The organism is uncultured Streptomyces sp. (genome assembly GCF_947488945.1).
Classification (GTDB): Bacteria; Actinomycetota; Actinomycetes; order Streptomycetales; family Streptomycetaceae; genus Streptomyces.
In genome coordinates this window covers 37568-60297 of sequence record NZ_CANLBS010000021.1, presented here as the reverse complement: position 1 = coordinate 60297, position 22730 = coordinate 37568, and the positions used below count along the sequence as shown (strand labels likewise).

The following is a 22730-nucleotide window of genomic DNA, read 5'->3' as shown; positions in this document are numbered from 1 at the left end:
CACCCCACCGCCCGGCGTCGGACTCACGTACGGTTGACGCATGACGAGCTTCGGTGGTCCCGAGATGGTCGACTGGAAACTCGCGGCGGCGACCGCGACGCGGCTCGCACGGCCGGGCCCCGAGATCGGGCGGGAGGAGGCGCGCGCCGTCGTCGCGGAGCTGCGGCGGCACGCCAAGGCGTCGGAGGAGCACGTCCGTTCCTTCACCCGGATGATCCCCGAGGGGACCGAGCCGGAGGACACCCCCGTGCTGGTGGTGGACCGGGCCGGCTGGATCCGGGCCAACGTCGCCGGGTTCCGCGAACTGCTCCGCCCGCTGCTGGGCAAGATGCAGGAGCGGCGCGGCGGCGGCGCCGGGAACGCCGTACTGGGCGCGGTCGGCGGCAAGGTGACCGGCGTCGAGGTGGGCATGCTGCTGTCGTTCCTGTCCTCCCGGGTCCTCGGCCAGTACGAGACGTTCGCTCCGTCCGGCCGCGACCTGCCGGCCTCCGCGGGCGGCGGCCGGCTGCTGCTGGTCGCGCCGAACATCGTGCACGTGGAACGCGAACTCGACGTGGACCCGCACGACTTCCGGCTCTGGGTGGCCCTGCACGAGGAGACCCACCGGACCCAGTTCACCGGGGTGCCCTGGCTCAGGGACCACCTCCAGGGCGAGATCCAGACCTTCCTCGAAGAGACCGACGTCGAGCCCTCCGCCTTCCTCGAACGGCTCCGCGAGGCCGCCCAGTCCCTCTCCGGGGCCGGCCGTCCCGAGGGCGAGCAGGGCGACGACGGCGGGCGCAGCCTCGTCGAGCTGGTGCAGACGCCCGCGCAGCGCGAGATCCTCGGCCGGCTCACCGCGGTGATGTCCCTCCTGGAGGGCCACGCCGACTACGTCATGGACGGCGTGGGGCCCGACGTGGTGGGCTCGGTGGGCGAGATCCGGGAGAAGTTCCAGCAGCGCCGGGCGCGCGGCGCGAGCCGGCTCGACCTGGCGCTGCGCAAGCTGCTCGGCCTGGACGCGAAGCTGCGTCAGTACCGCGACGGCGAGCGGTTCGTGCGCGCGGTGGTGGACGAGGTCGGCATGGAGGGCTTCAACCGGGTCTGGACCTCTCCGAACACGCTGCCGACCAAGGCCGAGATCGCCGCTCCCGCGGAGTGGGTCGCGCGCGTGCACCGTAAGGCAGATTCGTGATCTTGACGCGCCCCGCGGCCGCGGATCGCCCCACCAATCACCCATCCGAGGGACCATAAGGGCATGGGAAGCCGTGCAATGCTCGGTGGAGAGCTTGTCTCTGTCACCATCGACGCACTCTGAGTGACGGGGCCGTTCCGCGTCCCGCCGCCCGGAGGCACCCTCCCGAAACTCCACGAAGGGCACCGGACATGGGTCCCCATCCTGCGGTCGCGGCGATACGCCTGGCGGTCCGCCGCGTACTCCACGACGTCCTCACCGAACACAGCCTCCGGACCGGCCCACACGCCGCGGGCGCGGACCGCGCCCGTGCCGCGCACCCGCAGTTCGCGGACGCCGGGGCGACCGGCGCGCACGCCCTCCCCGAACGTCCCCCCGCCCCCCTCGTGCTGGTGGCGTGCTCCGGCGGCGCCGACTCCATGGCGCTCGCGTCGGCCCTCGCCTTCGAGGCGCGCAAGCTCGACGTCCGGGCGGGCGGCATCACCGTCGACCACAACCTCCAGGCCGGGTCCGGGCTGCGTGCCGCCGACGTCGTCTCCCGGCTGACCGCCATGGACCTCGACCCCGTCGAGGCCGTCGCCGTGCACGTCGGGCGCGACGGAGGCCCCGAGGCGGCGGCCCGCGACGCCCGCTACGCCGCCCTGGACGCCGCCGCGGAACGGCACGGCGCCGCCGCGATCCTGCTCGGCCACACCCGCGACGACCAGGCCGAGACCGTGCTGCTGGGGCTCGCCCGCGGCTCCGGCATCCGTTCCCTGTCCGGCATGGCCGCCGCCTCCGGCCCGGCCGGCCGCTACCGCCGCCCGTTCCTCCAGCTCGACCGGCAGACCGCCCGCAAGGCGTGCCTCGTCCAGTCGCTGCCCGTCTGGGACGACCCGCACAACACCGATCCCGCCTACACCCGCTCGCGCCTGCGCCACGAAGGGCTGCCCGCCCTGGAGAAGGCGCTCGGCAAGGGCGTCGTGGAGGCGCTGGCCCGGACCGCCCAGCTCTCCCGCGACGACGCCGACGCCCTCGACTCGTGGGCGACCGAGGCCGACCGCTCGGTGCGCGACGACGCGGGCGAGCTGGAGTGCGCCAAGCTCTTCACCCTGCCGTCCGCGGTGCGCCGGCGGGTGCTGCGCCGGGCGATCGTCGGGGCCGGCGCCCCGGCGGGTTCGCTCTTCGCCCGGCACATCGAGGAAGTCGACCGTCTGATCACCGGCTGGCGCGGCCAGCGGGCCATCAACCTGCCGGGCCGCGTCGAAGCGCGACGGCAGGGTGGCAGACTGGTCATTCGGCAGAGCTGAAAGCGCAAGCGGCTGACGTGCAGGCGAGTGTGCCGGTCCGGCCCGGGCACCTACCGGGCCGGAGCGGCGAAGAAAGAGACGCGGGTGAACGAGAAGGACATGGGTACCGACCTTCAGTCGGTGCTCCTCACCAAGGAAGAGATCGACGCCAAGCTGGTCGAGCTGGCCGCGAAGATCGACGCGGAGTACGCGGGCAAGGACCTGCTCCTCGTCGGAGTCCTCAAGGGCGCGGTGATGGTGATGGCGGACCTGGCGCGCGCCCTGTCCACCCCGGCCACGATGGACTGGATGGCCGTCTCCTCGTACGGCGCCGGCACCCAGTCCTCGGGCGTCGTCCGCATCCTGAAGGACCTCGACACCGACATCAAGGGCAAGCACGTCCTGATCGTCGAGGACATCATCGACTCCGGACTCACGCTGTCCTGGCTGCTCTCCAACCTCGGCTCCCGCGAGCCCGCCAGCCTGGAGGTCTGCACCCTGCTGCGGAAGCCGGACGCCGCGAAGGTCGCGATCGACGTGAAGTGGATCGGCTTCGACATCCCCAACGAGTTCGTCGTCGGCTACGGGCTGGACTACGCGGAGAAGTACCGCAACCTCCCGTTCGTCGGCACGCTCGCCCCGCACGTCTACGGCGGCTGACCGACCGTGAGGGGGCCCGGCGGCAGCCGCCGCGGCCCCGCCTCCCGGCCCGCGCCCCGAACGGGGCCGGCCCCCGGGGAACCCTCGCCGCCGTCCCGCCGTTGAAGGCTTCGAAAGCGGGTTTCCCGGACGTCCTCGGCGGTCGCGGGTGACAATGCTGGGGTACCGTCCGAAGAACAGTCTTTTCTCACAGCAGCATTTACCTACGGGCAGGAGGGACGGGGCGTCTTCGCTCCGTATGGATGGACGTGAAGCGATACTTCCGTGGGCCGGTCATGTGGATCGTGCTGGCCGTCCTCGCCGTGGTCGTGTTGATGCAGGTCGTCGGCTCGTCCGGCGGCTACAAAGCCGTGGACACGGGCCAGGTGGTCCAGGCGATCAGCAAGAACCAGGTGAAGTCGGCCGAGCTGACCACCGGTGACGAACAGATCATCAAGATCGAGCTGAAGAAGGGCCAGGAGCTCAAGGACGAAGACGGCAGCAAGTTCCAGGCGAGCTACATCGGCACCCAGGGTGTCGACCTCGCCGAGATGCTGCAGCAGAAGTACGAGAACGGTGACATCGCGGACGGCTACACCGTCTCGCCGTCGAAGCAGTCCCCGTTCCTGTCGATCCTGCTGTCGCTCCTTCCGTTCGTCATCATCGTGGTCATCTTCCTGTTCCTGATGAACCAGATGCAGGGCGGCGGCTCCAAGGTCATGCAGTTCGGCAAGTCCAAGGCCAAGCTGATCACCAAGGACACGCCGAAGACGACCTTCGCCGACGTGGCGGGGTCGGACGAGGCCGTCGAAGAGCTCCACGAGATCAAGGAGTTCCTCCAGGAGCCGGCGAAGTTCCAGGCCGTCGGCGCCAAGATCCCGAAGGGCGTGCTGCTCTACGGTCCGCCCGGAACGGGCAAGACCCTGCTCGCGCGCGCCGTCGCCGGCGAAGCGGGCGTGCCGTTCTACTCCATCTCCGGTTCCGACTTCGTCGAGATGTTCGTCGGCGTCGGCGCCTCCCGCGTCCGTGACCTCTTCGAACAGGCCAAGGCGAACGCCCCGGCCATCGTCTTCGTCGACGAGATCGACGCGGTCGGCCGCCACCGCGGCGCCGGCATGGGCGGCGGGCACGACGAGCGCGAGCAGACGCTCAACCAGCTCCTCGTGGAGATGGACGGGTTCGACGTCAAGGGCGGCGTCATCCTGATCGCCGCCACCAACCGGCCGGACATCCTCGACCCGGCGCTGCTGCGACCGGGCCGGTTCGACCGGCAGATCGCGGTGGACCGCCCGGACATGCTGGGACGCCTGGAGATCCTCAAGGTGCACCAGAAGGGCAAGCCGGTCGCGAAGGACGTCGACCTCAACGCCGTCGCCCGGCGCACCCCCGGCTTCACCGGCGCCGACCTGTCGAACGTGCTGAACGAAGCGGCGCTCCTCACGGCGCGCGGCAACAAGAAGCTCATCGACAACGCCATGCTCGACGAGGCGATCGACCGGGTCGTGGCCGGTCCGCAGAAGCGGACCCGGATCATGTCCGAGAAGGAGAAGAAGATCACCGCGTACCACGAGGGCGGACACGCCCTGGTCGCGGCGGCTTCCCCCCAGTCGGACCCGGTCCACAAGATCACGATCCTCTCCCGCGGCCGTGCCCTCGGATACACGATGGTGCTGCCCGAGGAGGACAAGTACTCCACGACGCGCAACGAGATGCTCGACCAGCTCGCGTACATGCTGGGCGGCCGCGCGGCCGAGGAGCTCGTCTTCCACGACCCGACCACCGGTGCCGCCAACGACATCGAGAAGGCCAGTGCCACGGCCCGCGCGATGGTCACGCAGTACGGCATGACCGAGCGGCTCGGCGCGATCAAGTTCGGCGGCGACAACACCGAACCGTTCGTGGGCCGTGAGATGGGTCACCAGCGCGACTACTCGGAAGAGGTCGCCGGGCTGGTCGACGAAGAGGTCAAGAAGCTCATCGAGACGGCGCACAACGAGGCCTGGGAGATCCTGGTCGAGAACCGCGACATCCTCGACGCCCTCGTCCTGCGTCTGCTGGAGAAGGAGACGCTCGGCAAGGAGGAGATCGCTGAGATCTTCGCCCCGATCGTGAAGCGCCCGGCCCGCCCGGCGTGGACCGGCTCCGCACGGCGTACCCCGTCGACGCGTCCGCCGGTGCTCTCGCCGAAGGAACTGGCACTCACCACCGGTGTCTCCACCGCCAACGGCTCGGGGGTCACCCCGACCGAGATCGGCCCGTCCACCGAGGCGGTCCCGGAGGAGCGTCCGGAGAGCTGATCCGTACGGCCCCGGTGTGATCGCCCTCACGGGCTCCCGCCGGGTACGGAATGGAAGCCGCGCCCCCACAGGTTTTAGCCTGTGGGGGCGCGGCTTTTCTGCACGCCCGTGCGCATACGCGCAGGTGGGACCAGACAGGAACGAGGCACAGATGACCGACCCGGTGACGCTGCGGGACCGAGGGCCGTTCGGCGAGTTCGACGAGAAGCGGGCCGAGGCGGCCGTGCGGGAGCTGCTCTTCGCCGTGGGCGAGGACCCGGACCGGGAAGGGCTCCGGGACACGCCGGGCCGGGTGGCCCGGGCCTACCGGGAGATCTTCGCCGGTCTCCACCAGGAGCCCGAGGACGTGCTGACGACCACGTTCGACCTGGGCCACGACGAGATGGTGCTGGTCAAGGACATCGAGGTGTTCAGCACCTGCGAGCACCACCTGGTGCCGTTCCGGGGCGTGGCGCACGTCGGCTACATCCCCGCCACCAGTGGAAAGATCACCGGGCTGTCGAAGCTCGCCCGGCTGGTGGACGTCTACGCCCGGCGGCCGCAGGTCCAGGAGCGGCTGACGACCCAGATCGCCGAGTCGCTGATGGAGATCCTGGAGCCGCGCGGGGTGATCGTGGTGATCGAGTGCGAGCACATGTGCATGTCGATGCGCGGCATCCGCAAGCCGGGGGCCAAGACGATCACGTCGGCGGTCCGCGGCCAGCTCCGCGACTCCGCGACCCGGGCCGAGGCGATGAGCCTGATCATGGCCCGCTGACGGGAAGCGGCCCGCGCCGGGCCCGTGCCCGCTGACGGGGAGCGGCCCCGCGCGGCGCGGCCGGGTCAGGCGGCGGCGGCCGTCGGGTCGTCGTCCCCGTCCTCCGGGAGCTTGCACACGTGCTCCACGAAGAGGGCCGCCGCGACGACGCCGAAGGCGGCCACGACGGCCGCACCGGCGTAGATGGCCTGGTCACGGCGGCCCGGCATGTCCAGGAAGCTCAGCAGGAAGAACCCGACGCCCGCGTACACGCCCGCGACGACCGCGGCGACCAGGGCGCTGGCCTGGCCGAAGACCAGCGCACGGGCGGCCATCAGCGGCTCGACGCCCTTGGCGCCTGGGCGCCGCTCGCGCTGGGCGCGCAGCCGGGCCCGCAGTGAGAGCGCGGTGGCGAGCAGGATCGCGGCGAGGGCGGCCAGCACCACCGAGGCGGCCAGCGGCACGCTCGGCAGGGAGCCCAGCGAGTTCCAGAGCCGGGCACCGGCCCAGCAGAGGACCCCCGCCCCGGCGAAGAGGCCGGCCAGCACCCTGAGCCGTAGTTGCTTCACCGAGTCAGCCGCCCTTTCGCCGCCCTTGCGCCGGCCCACCGGATGCGCCGGTGCGCCGGTCCACCGATTCCGTCGGTGACCGTATGCCCGTCGAGCCTAACGACTACTCGGGGAGACGGAGTTCCAGGTCGGCACGGGGAAGTACGCCTTCGCGGCTTACGCCGTCCAGCAGGGCGGCGACCGGACCGGCGCCCGGAAGCTGTGCCTCGGGCTCCACGTCGTGCCAGGGGGCCAGTACGAAGGCCCGCTCACCGGCGCGCGGGTGCGGCAGGGTGAGCAGCGGGTCGTCGGAGACCACGTCCGCGTAGGCGACGATGTCCACATCGATCGTGCGCGGGCCCCAGCGCTCCTCCCGGACCCGGTCGAACGCCTCCTCGATGGCGTGGCCGCGCTCCAGCAGCGAGGACGGCGGCAGCGTCGTCTTCACGATGACCACCGCGTTGAAGTACGAGGGCTGGGAGCCGGGCTCGACGCCCCAGGGCTCCGTCTCGTAGACCGGGGAGACGGCCTTCACCCGGAGGCCCGGGGTGTCCTCCAGAGCGTCGATGGCGCCCTGAAGGGTCTCCAGCCGGTTGCCGAGGTTGGAGCCGAGGGAGAGCACGGCGCGTTGGGGGTTGGAGAGGGTGACGTCGGCGGCGTCCACCTGCTCCACGACGGCGGCCGGGACCGGCTGGACGGTCGGGTCGCTCTGCCCTTCGGGCGAAAATGAGGTCATGCTCGGCTCCGGGTGATGGTGATGGTCACGTCGTCGAAGGGAACCGTGATCGGCGCGTCCGGCTTGTGGACGACGACCTCGACCTCCTGGACCCCTTCGTGCTTGAGGCACTGCTGCGCGATGCGCTCCGCCAGTGTCTCGATCAGGTCGACCGGCTCGCCCTTGACGATGTCGACGACCTCCTCCGCCACCACGCCGTAGTGCACGGTGCGGGAGAGGTCGTCCGTGGCGGCGGCGGGACGCGTGTCGAGGCCGAGCGTCAGGTCCACGATGAAGGTCTGGCCCTCCTCCCGCTCCCGGGGGAAGACGCCGTGGTGCCCACGGGCCTTGAGGCCCCGCAGCGCGACACGATCCACGCGAATCACTCCTGCTGTCGTTGGTCGTCGGAGCGCCGTCGTCGCGGGTCGCGGCGGCGGTGCCGTCCGTCGAATCTACCTGCGGGCTCCCACGTCACGTGCCCGCGGGGGCTCGGGCCCCGGTCCTGCGGGGTCGGTAGCGGCCCATACCCGGTGGGCCATGCATTCAACCCGGCAGGTGGGCCGGACGCGGAGCCGGTCAGGCGCCGGGTTCCTCGTCCTCGTCCTCGTCGGTGTCGGCCAGGACCGGGGAACCGTGGTGGGACCAGAGCTTCCAGCCGCCGGGAGTGCGACGGAACACGTTGGTGGCCACCACCAGCTGTCCCACCAGGGGCCCCAGCTCCTCGCCCTCCTCGGCCGGACCGCCGCTGAGGATGTTCTCCGTGCAGGTGACCGACGCGGTGTCCTCGGTCATCGCCACCGCGACGTCGGTGAGGAAGAACTGGATGTACTCGGTGTTGGCCATGATCAGCGCATAGCTGCGCAGCACGTCGCCGCGGCCCCGGAGCACCGGCCAGCCGGGGTGGACGCAGGAGACGGTCAGGTCCTCGCCGGGCAGCCAGGCGTCGGAGAGGCGGTCCAGGTCGCCGCCCTCCACCGCCTCGTAGAAGGCGGTGTTGGCCTCCTCGACGGCGGCGATGTCGGCCGCCGCGCCGGCGTGCTCGTCGGCCGCGCGGTGCGCGTCGTCCCCGCGCCCTGTGGTCACGCGGCTCCCTCGACGGCCCGGACGACCCGGACGGCGTCGGCGCTGGCGCGCACCTCGTGGACCCGGACGGCCCAGGCGCCGGCCAGCGCGGAGACCGTGGAGACGGCCGCGGTGGCGGCGTCGCGCTCGCGCGCGGGCGGCGGCGCCGAGTCCCGGCCGGCCAGGACCTGGCCGAGGAACCGCTTGCGGGACGCGGCCACCAGCAGGGGGCGCCCGAGCGCCCGCAGGTCGTCGAGGTGTGCGATCAGCGTGAGGTCCTGGGCGGTGTTCTTGGAGAAGCCGAGGCCGGGGTCGATCACGATCCGTTCCGGGGCGACCCCGCCGGCGACCACGGCGTCCATCCGCCGGCGCAGTTCGGTGACGACGTCGGCGACCACGTCGTCGTAGACCGCGAGGCTGTTCATGGACGCGGAGAAGCCGCGCCAGTGCATGACGACGAACGGAATCCCGGCGGCGGCGACCACGGGGACCATGTCGGGGTCGGCCAGGCCGCCGCTGACGTCGTTGACCAGGGCGGCCCCGGCGGCCACCGACTGCTCGGCGACCTTGGCCCGCATGGTGTCCACGGAGACCGCGACGCCCTCGGACACCAGGCCGCGCACCACGGGGACGACCCGGCGCAGCTCCTCGTCCTCGTCCACCCGGCTGGCGCCGGGGCGGGTCGACTCGCCGCCGACGTCGATCAGGTCGGCGCCCTCGGCCACCAGTTCCAGGCCGTGCTTGACCGCGGCCGCGGTGTCGAACCAGCGCCCTCCGTCGGAGAAGGAATCGGGCGTCACGTTCACGACGCCCATGACCGCACAGCGGTCCCACTCCGGCAGGCCTCGTACCGTGCCCCGTCCGCGCAACGTACTCATACCGTCAGCCTACGGGCAGTCCGCCCGCCACCGCCGGGGAGCGGACGCCCACCGGCGGCGGGATACGCGGCGGGGGCGGACGTGCGCGGGCGGAGGCCGCCGGTGGGTGTCGCCGGGGGCGTGGCGGAGGGGAGGGCGTCAGCGGGCGGGGGTCACCGGGCAGGGGTCACCGGGCCGTCCGGTTCCGCCGGGCGGGCGGTCCGGCCCGCGGTCTCCACGGTGACCTCGGCGCGGGGCAGGGACCGGGCGTCGGCGCCGACGGAGCGGCGCAGCGCCTCGTGCAGCCGGGAGGGGGTCAGGACGCCCAGGTGCCGGCCGTCGGCGGCGCCGTCGCCCTTACCGTCGACGACGGCGATCCAGCCGGCGTCGTGCTGGAGCATCGCGGCGAGGGCGTGCCGGAGCGGGGCGCCGAGGGGGAGCGCGTCGTCCATCGGGCGCAGCCGGTCGGCCACGGCGGTCGCGGAGCCCTTGACGGGGCCGGCCGGGGATGTCGCCCCGGCGGGCGCCGAGGCGTCGGCGGGCAGCCAGCCGCGGGGCCGGCCGTCGCCGTCGACGACCACCGCCCAGGAGGCGCCCTCGGCGCGCAGCCGGTCCAGGGCGGCGTCGAGCCGGTCGGTGAGCCGGACGACCGGCGGGCGGTCCAGGTCGCTCTCCTCCACCGGGGTGACCGCGAGCCGCTTCAGGCCCCGGTCGGAGCCGACGAAGTCCGCGACGTACGGGGTCGCCGGGGCGCCGAGGACGGTGGCGGGGGAGTCGAACTGCTCGATGCGGCCCTGGCCGTAGACCGCGATCCGGTCGCCGAGACGGACCGCCTCCTCCAAGTCGTGGGTGACGAACAGGACGGTCTTGCGGACCTGTTCCTGGAGGCGGAGGAACTCGTTCTGGAGCCGTTCGCGCACCACCGGGTCGACCGCGCCGAAGGGTTCGTCCATCAGCAGCACGGGCGGGTCCGCCGCCAGCGCGCGGGCGACGCCGACGCGTTGGCGCTGGCCGCCGGAGAGCTGTTCCGGGTAGCGGTCGCCGTAGACGGCGGGGTCGAGTCCGACGAGGTCGAGGAGTTCGGCGGCACGCTCGCGGCCCTTTCCGCGTTTCCAGCCGAGGAGATGGGGAACGGTTGCGGTGTTCTCCAGGACGGTCTTGTGCGGGAAGAGACCGACCTGCTGGATCACATAGCCGATGCGGCGGCGGAGCTGGACGGGATCGACGGCGGATATGTCCTCGCCGTCGACGGATATCCGCCCCTCGGTCGGCTCGATCAGCCGGTTCACCATCTTCATGGTGGTGGTCTTGCCGCATCCGGAAGGTCCGACGAGCGTGACCAGTTCACCCTCGGCGACCTCGAAGGAGAGGTCGTCCACGGCGACGGTTCCGTCGGCGTACCGCTTGGTGACGTGCTCGAAACGGATCATGATTCCCCACTGTGCGGCGCGTTCTGTGAAGGACATGTTGCTGGAATACGACAGCCCCGGCGATTGTCGGTGGTCGAGGATAGGCTCCTCGCACACCGGTTCGGGGCCGGTGGACGAGGGCGGATCGGGAGGTGGGGACGGATGGCCGCGGAGAACTGCCTGGTGACGAACGCCTGGATCTGCGGGGAGTATCTGCGTTCCCGCAGCGAGGAGTTGACGGACGCCGTGGTCCAGCACATCTGGATCACCGCGCTCTCGGTCACGATCGGGCTGCTCGTCGCCTTTCCGCTGGCCCTGCTCGCGCGCCGCGGACCGCGTTTCGCCGGTCCGGTGCTCGGGGTGACCACGGTGCTCTACACCGTCCCGTCGCTGGCGATGTTCTCCCTGCTGCTGCCGGTGTTCGGGCTTTCCGCCGCGCTGGTGGTGACGGGACTGGTGCTGTATTCGCTGACCATTCTGGTGCGGAACATCCTGGCCGGGCTCGAAGCCGTTCCGGAAGAGGCGCGGGAGGCCGCGCGCGGAATGGGATTCGGCCCGGCGCGGCTGCTGCGCGAGGTCGAGATACCCCTGGCGCTGCCCGCACTGATGGCGGGTCTGCGGATCGCCACCGTCTCGACGGTCGCGCTGACGACGGTCGGTTCGCTGGTCGGCAAGGGCGGCCTCGGCAATCTCATCGAGGACGCGCTGCCCAGCTTCTTCAAGGCCCAGATACTCACCGCGTCGGTGCTCTGCGTGGCGCTCGCGGTCGGTGCGGACCTGCTGCTCCTCGGCGTACAGCGGCTGCTGACGCCCTGGACCCGGATACGGTCCGCGGCGCCGGGCGCCCGCGCGGACCGGCCGGAGAAGACCGGCGGCCCGGCCGCGACCGTGGGGGCGAACTGAACGTGGGAGTCGTCGCGGACGCGTGGACCTGGCTCGTCACCGGGTCGAACTGGTCGGGGGAGAACGGCGCCGCCCACCGCCTCGCGGAGCACCTGTACGTGAGCGGGGCCGCGCTGGCGATCGCATGCCTGATCGCGCTGCCGCTCGCCTTCCGGCTGGGGCACGTCGGCCGCGGCGGTTCGTTCGCGGTCAACGTCTCCAACGTGGGCCGGGCCGTGCCGGTCTTCGCGGTGCTGGCGCTCTTCATGGTCACGCCGCTGCGCAACTCCGGTTACTGGCCCACCATCATCGCCCTGGTCCTGTTCGCCGTGCCGCCGCTGCTGACCAACGCGCACGTCGGCATGGCGGAGGTGGACCGTTCGGTGGTGGAGGCCGCCCGGGGCATGGGCATGTCGGGCGGCCAGCTCTTCCTCCGGGTCGAACTGCCGCTCGCCCTGCCCATGGTGATGACCGGGCTGCGGTCGGCCGCCGTGCAGGTGGTCGCCACCGCCTCGATCGCCGCGATGGTCGGGCTCGGGGGTCTCGGCCGCATCATCACGGCGGGTTTCAACACGTACGACACCGCGCAGGTGTTCGCGGGGGCGGTCCTGGTGGCCCTGCTCGCGCTCGCGGTCGAGGGCGTGCTGGCCGCCGCGGGCCGGTTGCTGACCCCGTCGCGCCGCCGCCGGGCGGTGTGACGGCCCGGTCCCGCACCGCGGTTCCGTGCCTACCCCGGTGCACCACCTCATCTTCTGTGTCACCTCATTCGCCGTGGACGGAGAACAACATGAGCAGGAACTCGCGCATAGCCGGCGCGGTCATCGGGACGCTCGCGCTGACCGGGTCGCTGGCCGCCTGCGGCGGCGACAGCCTGGAGGAGGGCAAGGGCGGATCGACGGCCTCCGCGGGCGCCGGCGACAAGAAGGGCTCGCTCGTGGTGGGCGCCGCCGCCTTCACCGAGTCCAAGGTCCTCGCCGAGCTCTACGCCCAGATCCTGGGCGACGCCGGATACAGCACCTCGATCACCACGGTGAAGAACCGTGAGCTGTACGAACCGTCGCTGGAGAAGGGGGAGATCGACGTCGTACCCGAATACGCGGCGACGATCGCCGAATTCCTCAACGCCAAGGTGAACGGCAGCGCCGAGGCGGAGAAGAGCCCCGTCGCCTCGGGCGACGCCGACGCGACGGTGGCGGCGCTGGAGAAGCTCGCCACACCGCTCGGACTGAAGGTGCTTCCGGCGGGAGAGGCGGTCGACCAGAACGCCTTCGCGGTGACCAGGGAATTCGCCGAGAAGAACAAGCTGAAGACGCTTTCCGACCTCGGCGCCTCCAAGATCAAAGTGAAGATCGCGGCCGGTGACGAGTGCGAAGTCCGCCCCTTCTGCGCGCCGGGTCTCAAGGAGAAGTACGGCATCGACGTCGTCGGAATCGACCCGAAGGGCGTCGGGACCCCGCAGGCGAAGCAGGCGGTCAAGGACGGCACGGACCAGCTCGTGCTGACCACCACCACCGACGCCGTTCTCGACCCCTACGACCTGGTGTTCCTGGAGGACGACAAGAAGCTCCAGAACGCGGACAACGTCCTTCCCGTCGTCAATGCCAAGGACGCCGGTTCCCAGGAGGTCGCGGACGCGCTCGGCAAGCTCACCGACGTGCTGACCACGGAAGACCTCGCCGAACTCAACCGGAAGGTCGACGCGGAGCGGGCCAAGCCGACCGATGTGGCGGGCGAATACCTGCGGTCCAAGGGCCTGATCGGCTGACCGTCCGGGCGGGCGGCCGAGCGTGAAATGCCGTCGCCCGGAACGACGGTGCGCGAAAACGCGGGGAAGCGGTCAGGCCAAAGCCCGCTTCCCCGTCTCCATGAGCGGGAAGAGCGCACGCGCGGGGCGAAAGGGACGGATACCGCCCGTCGTGGCTCCACGAGGTAACCGGCGGGGAACAAATTGTCGGGTGCACTCCCCTGTGGTCGGTGGGCGCGGTAAATTTCGGGCCATGCCCTCTGGACGCCACCGTCATTCGCCACCCCTCCACAAGATCCTGCCGCCGTCGGCGGTGGCCGGGGTGTCCGTCGTGCTGGCCGTCGCCGCCTGGCTGGTGGCCGAACCGCTGCCGCTGCGCCTGCTGGTGGCCGCCGCTGCGGCGACCGGCCTGGCCGGTGCGTATCTGATGCGCAGCTGGGACCGGGCCGCCGGGCTCCGGGTGGCGGAGCTGGAGCGGGCCCGCGCGGGCGACGCGTGGCGGGCCGAGGAACGCGTCGCGGAGCTGGAACAGGAGCTGGAGGAGGCGCACGAGGTGCGCACCCGGCTGGAGGCCAAGCTCCGTCGCAAGCGGGTCGAACTCGCCGGGCTGCGCGGGGAGCACGCCGGTCTGCTGCGCCGCTACGCCAACGCGGAGACCGAGCGGGCCAGCGCGCTGGAGGGCCGCCGTCAGCTCGCCATCGAGGCTGCCGTCCAGCCCCGCGAACTGCTCGCGGCCCGCTCGACCCCGACCCCGGCGGCGTACCTGCGCGCGGCCGAGGCGCTCGCCGGCCTCAGCCGGAACGCCGGCCTCCAGGAGGCCCGCCGGCGCGCCGACGAAGCCCGCCGCCGGGATCTCGCGGAGCGGGCCCAGGAGGAGCGCGTCGAGCGGGACCGGTCCGGCACCGGCGCCGCGTCGGGCCGGCACGCCGCCGCGTCCGCCCGCCCGGAGGCCCCGGCCGTCCACGCCCCGGCCGCCGACGTGCACCCGGCCCCCGGCCGTGTACCGCAGCAGGCGCTCCCGTCGTCGGGCTACCCGCAGTCCCCCCTGCCGCCCCTCGCGCCGGGCGCACGGACGGTGCCGGGCGCCTCGTCGGTCGTGCCGTACGCGGCGGCCCGCCGCCACCTGGTGCCGCAGGGCACCTTCGACTTCTTCGGCACGCAGAAGCAGCCCGCGGCGATCGAGTCGGTGCAGGAGGAGGACCTGGCGGACGTCGTCGGCGAGGAGGCGCTCGCCGACCACCGCGACCGGGACGGCGACCGGCGGGCGGTGGGCCAGGTCATCGACCTCGCGCACCATGACGAGGCCGACCGCAGGCATCCCGCCCCGGACCTGCGCCGCGCGATCTCCTAGCGGCCGGCGGCCCGGCGGCCGCCACCCTTCCGCGCGGCCCGCGCGACGGTCACTTGTCGATGTCGCCGACGACGAAGAACAGCGACCCCAGGATCGCCACCATGTCCGCGACCAGCGTGCCCGGCAGCAGTTCGGTGAGCGCCTGGATGTTGTTGTACGAGGCGGAGCGCAGCTTCAGCCGGTACGGCGTCTTCTCGCCCTTGGACACCAGGTAGTAGCCGTTGACGCCGAGCGGGTTCTCCGTCCAGGCGTAGGTGTGGCCCTCCGGCGCCTTGAGCACCTTCGGCAGCCGCTGGTTGATCGGCCCCGGCGCCAGCTGGTCCATCCGGTCCAGGCAGGCGTCCGCGAGGTCCAGCGAGTTGAGCGTCTGGTCCAGCAGGCACTCGAAGCGGGCCAGGCAGTCGCCCTCGGCGCGCGTGACCACCTTGAGGACGCCGGCCAGTTCGCCGTACGCCAGGTACGGCTCGTCGCGGCGCAGGTCGAAGTCGACGCCGGAGGCGCGGGCGATCGGCCCGGACACCCCGTAGGCGTGCACCGCTTCGGCGGAGAGCACGCCGACGCCGCCCGTCCGGCCGCGGAAGATCTCGTTGCCGAGCACCAGGTCCTCGTACACGTCCATCCGCGAACGCACCGAGGCGACCGCGTCCCGGACGCGGCCGAGCCAGCCGGCCGGCAGGTCCTCCTTCAGGCCGCCGACCCGGTTGAACATGTAGTGCATCCGGCCGCCGGAGACCTCCTCCATCACGGCCTGGAGCTCCTCGCGCTCCCGGAAGGCGTAGAACATCGGGGTGATGCCGCCGAGTTCGAGGGGGTAGGAGCCGAGGAACATCAGGTGGTTGAGCACCCGGTTCAGCTCGGCCAGCAGGGTCCGCGTCCAGACCGCGCGCTCGGGCACCTCCATGCCGAGCATCCGCTCGACCGCCATCACCACGCCCAGCTCGTTGGAGAACGCCGACAGCCAGTCGTGCCGGTTGGCCAGCATGATGATCTGCCGGTAGTCGCGGGCCTCGAAGAGCTTCTCCGCGCCCCGGTGCATGTAGCCGATGACCGGTTCGGCGTGCTGGACGCGTTCGCCGTCGAGGACGAGCCGCAGCCGGAGCACGCCGTGGGTGGAGGGGTGCTGAGGCCCGATGTTGAGCACCATGTCGGTGCTCTCCGCCGCGCCGCCGATGCCGACCGTCGTCTCCGTCATGCGGCCAGTATCGCCTGCGGCCCGGTGGTCCGGGCCGCCGGGACCGGACCGGGTCCCGCCCCGGCGACGGGACGCCGCCCCACCGCCGCCGGGCGCCTCACCCCACCTCCTGCGTCAGCCAGCCGAAGTCGCCCAGCCCGCCGCGGGCCGTCAGCTCCGCCGCCTCGCCGGCCGCCGACAGCGCCCGCAGGTAACCGGCCGGATCGGTGGAGGCCAGGGCCAGCGGCGGACGTCCGCCGGCGACCCCGAGCCGCCCCAACGCGGTCCGCTGGTCGAGCAGTTCGGGCGCCGGCCCACCGTCCGGGGCGCCCGCCGCCGCGCACGCGTCGAGGGCCACGTGCGTGGTGATGTCGCACGAGCCGTCCGGCACCGGACGCACCTCGCGCCCCTCCCGGAACCCGGCCAGGGTGCCGAACGGCGGCCGGGCGTCCCGCCGGTGCGCGTAGTCCACCGCGACCGCACGGCCCGCGCGCAGCGAACCGACCGCCGCCGCCCACGCCAGGTCGCGCGGCAGGCCGATCTCCGCGCGGTCCCCCGGACTCCGCAGCGGCCACCACCGCGCCAGCCACGCGGCGTCCGCCCCGTCCACCGGATCGCCGAGCCGCTCGGCGCCGTCCGGGGGGCGGACCAGCACGTACCGGGCCACGCCCTCCGGGTCCGCCTCGACGACGTCCACCGGCACGTTGTCCAGCCACTCGTTGGCGAAGAACAGCCCGCTGACCCCGACGGGCGGACGCGCGCACCACTCCACCCGCGGATCGAGTCCCGCGGGCCGGGCCGCGTGCTCGACGGCGTACGCGGTGACGCGGAGCCCCGCGGGGGTCGCCGCGAGCACCCCCGCGGTCAGCTCGCCGCGGCCCGCGCCCATGTCCACCAGCGCGATCTCGTCGGTGCCCAGCCCCTCGGCCGTCGCCGCCAGCAGCCGGGCCACGGCCGACGCGAACAGGGGGGAGGCGTGCACCGAGGTCCGGAAGTGCCCGGCCGGGCCCTCCGGTCTCCGGTAGAAGCCGTCCGGCCCGTACAGAGCGGTCCACGTCGCCTCGCGCCATCCGCGCCATCCGTCGTCCACGGCCCCAGTCTCCACCTTGGGGAGTACGGTGCCGGGGCCCGGATCGCCCCTCCGGCTGACCCCGCCGAACGCGCGCGGTCCCTACGCTGGGCGTTGTGCAGCGCCTCTACGCATTCCTCCGCAGACACCCGACGGGCGTCGACTGCTGCTGGGCGGTCGTCCTCCTCGGGCTGTCCGCCCTGGAGTTCGGCATCGGCGGCGGGACGGGGGGCCGGGAGCGGATCCTCGCGGTCCCGGTGATCCTGGCGCTGTGCACCGTCGTCGCGCTGCGCCGCCGGATGCCGGAGAAGATGCTGCTGCTCGCCATCGGCGCCGGGGTCGTCCAGCTGCTGGGCGGCGTCGAGCCGTGCGCGGCGGACTTCGCGATGCTCGTGGTCACCTACACCGTCGCCGCACAGGGCGAGCGCGGGGCGTCCCGGCTGGCCCTCGGGTGCAGCCTGGTCGCGGCCGGACTCGGGGAACTGCGCTGGCCCTCCGAGGGGACCGCCGGCGGCTGGGTCCAGCGGCTGTCCGTCGTGATCGTGCTGACCGTGCCGTTCGTGCTGGCCTGGGTGCTCGGCGACTCGATCCGCACCCGCCGGGCCTACTTCCGCCAGCTGGAGGAGCGGGCGGCCCGCCTGGAGCGCGAGCGGGAGGCCCAGTCCAAGGTCGCCGTCGCCGCCGAACGGGCCCGGATCGCCCGCGAGCTGCACGACGTCGTCGCGCACAACGTCTCGGTGATGGTGGTGCAGGCCGACGGCGCCGCCTACGTCATGGACGCCGCGCCCGAGCAGGCCCGGCAGGCCCTGGCCACCATCTCCGGCACCGGCCGGCAGGCGCTCGCCGAGATGCGGCGGCTGCTGGGCGTGCTGCGCACCGATGCCGAGGACGGCGGCACGTACGTCCCGCAGCCCGACGTCGAGCAGATCGGCGACCTGGTCGAACAGGTCCGCAAGGCCGGTCTGGCGGTCGACTACACCGTCGAGGGAACCCCGCGCCCGCTGCCCAGCGGGGTGGAGCTGACCGCGTACCGGATCGTGCAGGAGGCGCTCACCAACACCCGCAAGCACGGCGGCGCCGGTGCCGGCGCCAGTGTGCGGCTGGTGTACTTCGACGACGGGCTCGGGCTGCTCGTCGAGGACGACGGGCGGGGAGCCGCCCACGAGCTGTACGAGGACGGCGGTGCCGACGGCGCCGGGCACGGCATGATCGGCATGCGGGAGCGGGTCGGCATGGTCGGCGGCACCCTGGACGCCGGGCCGCGACCGGGCGGCGGGTTCCGGATCAGCGCCCTGCTGCCGCTCAGACCCGCCTCGTGACACCGCCCCGTACCGCCCCACTGGAGACAGGACACCCCCTCATGGCCATCCGCGTGATGCTCGTCGACGACCAGGCGCTGCTGCGCACCGGATTCCGGATGGTGCTCGCCGCGCAGCCGGACATGGAGGTCGTCGCGGAGGCGGGAGACGGGGCCGAGGCGCTCGACGTGCTGCGGGCCACCGCCGTCGACGTGGTGCTGATGGACGTGCGGATGCCCCGGCTGGACGGGGTGGAGGCCACCCGGCGGATCTGCGCCCAGCAGGACCCGCCGAAGGTGCTGATCCTGACCACCTTCGACCTCGACGAGTACGCGTTCTCCGGGCTGAAGGCCGGGGCCAGCGGCTTCATGCTCAAGGACGTGCCGCCCGGCGAGCTGCTGACCGCCATCCGCGCGGTGCACAGCGGCGACGCGGTGGTCGCGCCCTCCACCACCCGGCGGCTGCTGGACCGGTTCTCCCCGCTGCTGCCGAGCGGCACCCCGGAACCGGCCGACAAGCACGTGGCCAGGCTCACCGAGCGGGAGCGCGAGGTGATGCTGCTGGTCGCCCAGGGGCTCTCCAACGGCGAGATCGCCGGCCGGCTGGTGCTCTCCGAGGCCACCGTGAAGACCCACGTCGGCCGCATCCTCACCAAACTCGGCCTGCGCGACCGCGTCCAGGTCGTCGTCCTCGCCTACGAGTCGGGGCTGGTCCGGGCGGGCGGCGCCGGCCGCTGACCGTCGGCGCCCTCAGCGCAGCACGCCCTCCAGGAAGTCGCTGCCGAGCCGGGCGACGACGGTGAGGTCGAGCTGGTGCAGCACGTAGCGCCCGCGCCGGCGCGTGGTGACCAGGCCCGCCTTCTTCAGCACCGCCAGGTGGCGCGAGACCTCGGGCGGCGTGATCCCGAGCGAGACCGCGAGTTCGCCGGTCGTGTACGGGGAGCGGGCGAGGTCCCGGCAGAGCCGCATCCGCATCGGGTGGGCCAGCCCCTCCATCCGGAGCCGGAGCAGTTCGACGGACGCGGGCACCGGCAGCTCCGGGCGGTGCACCGGGTACTGGATCACCGGCCGCCAGCCGGGGGCGTGCAGCACCACCAGGTGCGGCCAGCCGAACGTCGTCGGCACGAAGGTCACCCCGGGCCCGACCTCCGGGTCGGTGGCCGTGGTGCGGCCGCGGGTCAGCTTGTCGACGGTGACCGTGGCGCCGTCCTCGCTCAGCGACACCGCCGCCGAGACCGCGCCGACCGCCTCCGCCGTCCCCTTGCGGCGCAGCAGCTCCGTCTTGTGCCGGGCGTCGGCGGTGAGCGGCACGCGCACCCGCCGCCAGGTGTCGGCGAAGAACGCGGCGTCGCAGTCCTCCAGCAGCCGGCGGATCCAGGTGCGTACGGAGCCGGGGTCGGCGAGCAGCCGTTCGGTGAAGTCGCTCTGCCGCGGGCCGCGCGCCGCGGCGGTCTCCCGCGCCCGTGCGCGCGAGGCGGCGTCCACGAGGGGCGAGGGCGTGCCCGCGTCGTACAGGTGGCAGCAGGTGAACTCCAGGGCGGCGGAGACGAACCGCTCGTCGTCCATCCGGTCCAGGGTGTCGAGGTCCTCGGCGAGGCAGGAACCCGTCCGGCCGTCGCCGGGCACCCCGGCGAACGGCGTGAAGATGTCGGAGAAGGTGTTCTGCCACAGGAAGTCGGCCTCGTGCAGCCGGTCCGCCAGGTCCGGTTCCAGCGCGGCGGAGGTCGCGGTCGCCCAGCCGTGCAGGCCGGGGTGGTGGCCGGGCTCCGTGAGCGCGTGCAGGGCTACCCCCAGCTCGGCCAGCGGCGAGGGCTCGAAAACGATGCGGTCGGCCGGCAGCCCGGCGATGTCTATGGTCACGCTCACCCGTCCATGGTGCGGTGTGCCGGGCGCCGCGCCCGCATCGTTTGACGGGGCCCGTCAATCGGCGCGCGCGGCGGGGCGGCGCCGCGCAGGCTGAGGACATGGACGCGATACAGCAGCACCTGCTCGACACCTACCGCACCGCCCGTCTCGGAGTGCCCCCGCCACCGCCGCCCGGCCGCCACGACGGGGAGGTCCTGCGCGAGCTGGGCCGCCGGCTCCGGCACGCGCTGGGCGCCCCGGACCGCCGCCCGGGGGCGCGCTAGCGGCGGCCATGGCCCCGGCGGGGTCCGCGCCGGGGCGGTGCCGGTGCGTGCGCTCGGCGTGCGCTAGCGGTCACCGGGCAGCCGGGAGACGAAGTCGGCGACCGCCGCGCGCACGTCCTCGGCCGACCACTCCAGCCCCGCGGCGGCCACCGTCACCTCGGTGAGCGACACCCCGGGCGGCAGCGGCGTCCCGCCCGACTCCGGGAACCAGCGGCGGAACAGGGTGACGCCCGTCTCCTCGGCCTGGCGCACCGAGGCCTCGTCCAGTTCGTCCACGCCGTACGGCAGCCAGACGTGGAACTGATGGGTGTGCGGCGGCTGCGGGTGCACCCGGAACCACGGCACGGCCGACGCGGCGAACCCCTCGGCCAGCGCCCCGGCGACGGTCCGGGCGTGGGCCGCGTACGCGGGCAGCCGGGGCAGTTCTCGGTCCAGGCCGATCAGGGCCGACAGGGCCGCCGGGTACTGCTGGAAGACCTGGCCGCCGTACCGGTGCCGCCAGGTCCTGGCCTCCGCCACCAGCGACTCCGGACCCGCCAGTGCCGCACCGGAGAGGCCGCCGAGGGACTTGTAGAACGAGACGTAGACGCTGTCGGCGAGGCCGGCGATCTCCGCGAGCCCCTTGCCGAAGTGCGGGGCGCACTCCCACAGCCGCGCGCCGTCCAGGTGCACCACCGCGTCCCGTTCGCGGGCCGCCGCCACCACGTCGGTCAGCTCCCGCCAGGTCGGCAGCACGAACCCGGCGTCCCGCAGCGGCAGTTCCAGCATCAGGGTGCCGAACTGATCCGCGCACGCACGGATCTCGTCCGCGGTGGGCAGGCGCCGGGCCGAGGTCGGGTGCACGGTCCGCAGCCCGCTCACCGCGCCGAGGGCGCCGCCCTCGTGCACCTCCGGGTGGGCCAGCGGGTGCAGGGCGACGACCGGGTTGCCGGTGCGGCCGGCCCAGCAGCGCAGCGCGACCTGCTGGGCCATGGTCCCGGTCGGGAAGAACGCCGCCGCCTCGGTGCCGAGCAGTTCCGCGACCCGCTGTTCGAGCGCGGCGACCACCCCGTCGCCGTAGAGGTCGGCCGGCTCGTCCAGGTCGTGGACGGTCCCGGCGTGTTCGGCCAGCTCCGCCAGCCGTTCGCCCAGCGTGCCGTCCGCCGGGGTGCGGGCGAGCAGCCGGTGCGACCGCGCCCACGCGGCCAGTCGGCGCCGCTTCTTCTTCTGTTCGTCCCTGTCTGCCATGGGACGATCATCACCCGGAAAGGGGCGCCGGCCCGCAGGGATATCCACCGGTATCCGCAGCTGCCGCAAAGTTATCCACAGACTGTGGACGGTGCGGCGGGCGGTCCGCGACGCTGGCGTAGCATGCAGATGAATCGTCCGGTACCCCCCGCGGACTGGAACGGAAGGCCGAAGCCGCGTGCACACGAACACTCCGAAGGAACCGCTCGACGCCAGGGACCGCCCCGCCCGGCTCACCGTCGGGGTGGTCGGGGCCGGCCGGGTGGGCCCCGCGCTCGCCGCGTCGCTCCAGCTCGCCGGGCACCGCCCGGTCGCCGTCTCGGGCGTCTCCGACGCCTCGGTCCGCCGTGCCGCCGCCCTGCTGCCCGACGTCCCGCTGGTCACCCCGGCCGAGGTGCTGGCCCGTGCCGAGCTGGTCCTGCTGACGGTGCCGGACGACGCGCTGCCCGGGCTGGTGCGGGGACTCGCCGAGACCGGGGCGATCCGGCCGGGCCAGCTCCTCGCCCACAGCTCCGGGCGGTACGGCGTCCAGGTGCTCGACCCCGCGCGCCGGGCGGGCGCGCTGCCGCTGGCGCTGCACCCGGCGATGACGTTCACCGGCACCCCGGTGGACGTCCCCAGGCTGGCGGGCTGCTCGTTCGGGGTCACCGCCCCCGAGGAACTGCGACTGGCCGCCGAGGCGCTGGTCATCGAGATGGGCGGGGAGCCCGAGTGGATCGCCGAAGAGGCGCGTCCGCTCTACCACGCCGGACTCGCCGTCGGCGCGAACCACCTGGTCACCCTGGTCGCCGAGGCGATGGAACTGCTGACCAAGGCGGGGGTGTCCGCGCCCGACCGGATGCTCGGCCCGCTGCTCGGCGCCGCGCTCGACAACGCCCTGCGCTCCGGCGACGCGGCGCTCACCGGACCGGTCGCCCGCGGCGACGCGGGCACCGTCGCCGCACACGTCGAGGAACTGCGCGCGCACGCCCCGCAGATGGTCCCCGGGTACCTCGCCATGGCCCGCGCCACCGCCGACCGCGCCCTCGCCCACGGCCTGCTCAAGCCGGAGCTGGCCGAGGACCTGCTCGGCGTCCTCGCCGACTCCGGCGCGAAGAGCGGCGGGGACGCGGAGGAGACCCCGTGACCGCCGCCCCGCACACGCCGGCCCCGGCG

Annotated in this window: 23 protein-coding genes; 13 read left to right on the top strand and 10 right to left on the bottom strand. The window is 73.2% G+C overall.

Features of this window, described 5'->3' with window-relative positions; all coding sequences use genetic code 11:
- The first annotated feature begins 40 nt into the window (after positions 1-40).
- From Q0994_RS27350 to folE, 5 genes are all read left to right on the top strand, one after another.
- On the top strand, positions 41-1174 hold the full coding sequence (locus tag Q0994_RS27350) for a zinc-dependent metalloprotease (RefSeq protein WP_299539511.1): 1134 nt from the start codon (positions 41-43) through the stop codon (positions 1172-1174).
- Between the two features lie 191 nt (positions 1175-1365).
- Complete coding sequence (gene tilS / locus Q0994_RS27345; RefSeq protein WP_299539510.1) at positions 1366-2463, top strand: tRNA lysidine(34) synthetase TilS; 1098 nt, start codon at positions 1366-1368, stop codon at positions 2461-2463.
- A gap of 99 nt (positions 2464-2562) precedes the next feature.
- Positions 2563-3102 (top strand): hypoxanthine phosphoribosyltransferase, encoded by a 540-nt coding sequence (gene hpt, locus Q0994_RS27340; RefSeq protein ID WP_299539693.1) that lies wholly within the window; start codon positions 2563-2565, stop codon positions 3100-3102.
- A gap of 242 nt (positions 3103-3344) precedes the next feature.
- Positions 3345-5378, top strand: a complete 2034-nt coding sequence (gene ftsH, locus Q0994_RS27335) for an ATP-dependent zinc metalloprotease FtsH (protein WP_299539508.1) — start codon at positions 3345-3347, stop codon at positions 5376-5378.
- A gap of 151 nt (positions 5379-5529) precedes the next feature.
- Positions 5530-6135 (top strand): GTP cyclohydrolase I FolE, encoded by a 606-nt coding sequence (folE, locus tag Q0994_RS27330; protein ID WP_299539505.1) that lies wholly within the window; start codon positions 5530-5532, stop codon positions 6133-6135.
- Between the two features lie 65 nt (positions 6136-6200).
- Here the strand turns inward: folE and Q0994_RS27325 are convergent, their stop codons facing one another.
- The 6 genes from Q0994_RS27325 to Q0994_RS27300 all read right to left on the bottom strand — a co-directional run bounded on the left by Q0994_RS27325 (position 6201) and on the right by Q0994_RS27300 (position 10726).
- A complete protein-coding gene (locus Q0994_RS27325; RefSeq protein WP_299539503.1) occupies positions 6201-6683 on the bottom strand; it encodes a DUF3180 domain-containing protein in 483 nt (160 codons plus the stop codon).
- A gap of 103 nt (positions 6684-6786) precedes the next feature.
- A complete protein-coding gene (gene folK / locus Q0994_RS27320) occupies positions 6787-7398 on the bottom strand; it encodes a 2-amino-4-hydroxy-6-hydroxymethyldihydropteridine diphosphokinase (protein ID WP_299539501.1) in 612 nt (203 codons plus the stop codon).
- A complete protein-coding gene (folB, locus tag Q0994_RS27315) occupies positions 7395-7754 on the bottom strand; it encodes a dihydroneopterin aldolase (RefSeq protein WP_299539499.1) in 360 nt (119 codons plus the stop codon). The genes folK and folB overlap by 4 nt, the downstream gene beginning before the upstream one ends.
- Positions 7755-7953: 199 nt before the next feature.
- Complete coding sequence (locus Q0994_RS27310; RefSeq protein WP_299539497.1) at positions 7954-8460, bottom strand: nuclear transport factor 2 family protein; 507 nt, start codon at positions 8458-8460, stop codon at positions 7954-7956.
- Positions 8457-9317, bottom strand: coding sequence for a dihydropteroate synthase (folP, locus tag Q0994_RS27305; RefSeq protein WP_299539494.1), 861 nt, complete (start codon positions 9315-9317; stop codon positions 8457-8459). The genes Q0994_RS27310 and folP overlap by 4 nt, the downstream gene beginning before the upstream one ends.
- 152 nt (positions 9318-9469) lie before the next feature.
- Positions 9470-10726, bottom strand: a complete 1257-nt coding sequence (locus Q0994_RS27300; RefSeq protein ID WP_299539691.1) for an ABC transporter ATP-binding protein — start codon at positions 10724-10726, stop codon at positions 9470-9472.
- 141 nt (positions 10727-10867) lie between these two features.
- Between Q0994_RS27300 and Q0994_RS27295 the strand changes: the two genes are divergently transcribed.
- The 4 genes from Q0994_RS27295 (at position 10868) to Q0994_RS27280 (ending at position 14682) form a co-directional block, all read left to right on the top strand.
- Entirely contained in the window at positions 10868-11608 is a 741-nt protein-coding gene (locus Q0994_RS27295) for an ABC transporter permease (protein ID WP_299539492.1), read from the top strand.
- A gap of 2 nt (positions 11609-11610) precedes the next feature.
- Entirely contained in the window at positions 11611-12285 is a 675-nt protein-coding gene (locus Q0994_RS27290) for an ABC transporter permease (protein WP_299539490.1), read from the top strand.
- 89 nt (positions 12286-12374) lie between these two features.
- On the top strand, positions 12375-13352 hold the full coding sequence (locus Q0994_RS27285; RefSeq protein WP_299539488.1) for an ABC transporter substrate-binding protein: 978 nt from the start codon (positions 12375-12377) through the stop codon (positions 13350-13352).
- 232 nt (positions 13353-13584) lie between these two features.
- Positions 13585-14682, top strand: a complete 1098-nt coding sequence (locus Q0994_RS27280; protein WP_299539486.1) for a hypothetical protein — start codon at positions 13585-13587, stop codon at positions 14680-14682.
- A gap of 49 nt (positions 14683-14731) precedes the next feature.
- On the opposite strand, the gene Q0994_RS27275 is transcribed toward Q0994_RS27280, so the two are convergent.
- Both Q0994_RS27275 and Q0994_RS27270 read right to left on the bottom strand, forming a co-directional pair.
- Positions 14732-15874: an NADH-quinone oxidoreductase subunit D gene (locus Q0994_RS27275; protein WP_299539484.1), complete on the bottom strand. Its 1143-nt coding sequence runs from the start codon at positions 15872-15874 to the stop codon at positions 14732-14734.
- Between the two features lie 97 nt (positions 15875-15971).
- Positions 15972-16943, bottom strand: coding sequence for an SAM-dependent methyltransferase (locus tag Q0994_RS27270; RefSeq protein WP_299539482.1), 972 nt, complete (start codon positions 16941-16943; stop codon positions 15972-15974).
- Positions 16944-17038: 95 nt separating this feature from the next.
- Here Q0994_RS27270 and Q0994_RS27265 point away from each other — a divergent pair, with 95 nt between their 5' ends.
- Together Q0994_RS27265 and Q0994_RS27260 are read left to right on the top strand one after the other, a co-directional pair.
- Positions 17039-18241: a sensor histidine kinase gene (locus Q0994_RS27265; RefSeq protein ID WP_299539480.1), complete on the top strand. Its 1203-nt coding sequence runs from the start codon at positions 17039-17041 to the stop codon at positions 18239-18241.
- A 41-nt stretch (positions 18242-18282) separates the two neighbouring features.
- A complete protein-coding gene (locus Q0994_RS27260; protein ID WP_299539478.1) occupies positions 18283-18957 on the top strand; it encodes a response regulator transcription factor in 675 nt (224 codons plus the stop codon).
- A gap of 12 nt (positions 18958-18969) precedes the next feature.
- On the opposite strand, the gene Q0994_RS27255 is transcribed toward Q0994_RS27260, so the two are convergent.
- Positions 18970-20079 (bottom strand): DUF5937 family protein, encoded by a 1110-nt coding sequence (locus Q0994_RS27255; RefSeq protein WP_299539689.1) that lies wholly within the window; start codon positions 20077-20079, stop codon positions 18970-18972.
- 104 nt (positions 20080-20183) lie between these two features.
- Between Q0994_RS27255 and Q0994_RS27250 the strand changes: the two genes are divergently transcribed.
- Positions 20184-20348 carry a hypothetical protein gene (locus Q0994_RS27250; RefSeq protein ID WP_299539476.1) on the top strand — a complete coding sequence of 55 codons (165 nt, stop codon included), beginning with the start codon at positions 20184-20186 and terminating at the stop codon, positions 20346-20348.
- Between the two features lie 63 nt (positions 20349-20411).
- On the opposite strand, the gene Q0994_RS27245 is transcribed toward Q0994_RS27250, so the two are convergent.
- Positions 20412-21575, bottom strand: a complete 1164-nt coding sequence (locus tag Q0994_RS27245) for a low specificity L-threonine aldolase (RefSeq protein ID WP_299539474.1) — start codon at positions 21573-21575, stop codon at positions 20412-20414.
- A 178-nt stretch (positions 21576-21753) separates the two neighbouring features.
- Here Q0994_RS27245 and Q0994_RS27240 point away from each other — a divergent pair, with 178 nt between their 5' ends.
- Positions 21754-22701 (top strand): Rossmann-like and DUF2520 domain-containing protein, encoded by a 948-nt coding sequence (locus tag Q0994_RS27240; protein ID WP_299539472.1) that lies wholly within the window; start codon positions 21754-21756, stop codon positions 22699-22701.
- The last annotated feature ends 29 nt before the right edge of the window (positions 22702-22730 follow it).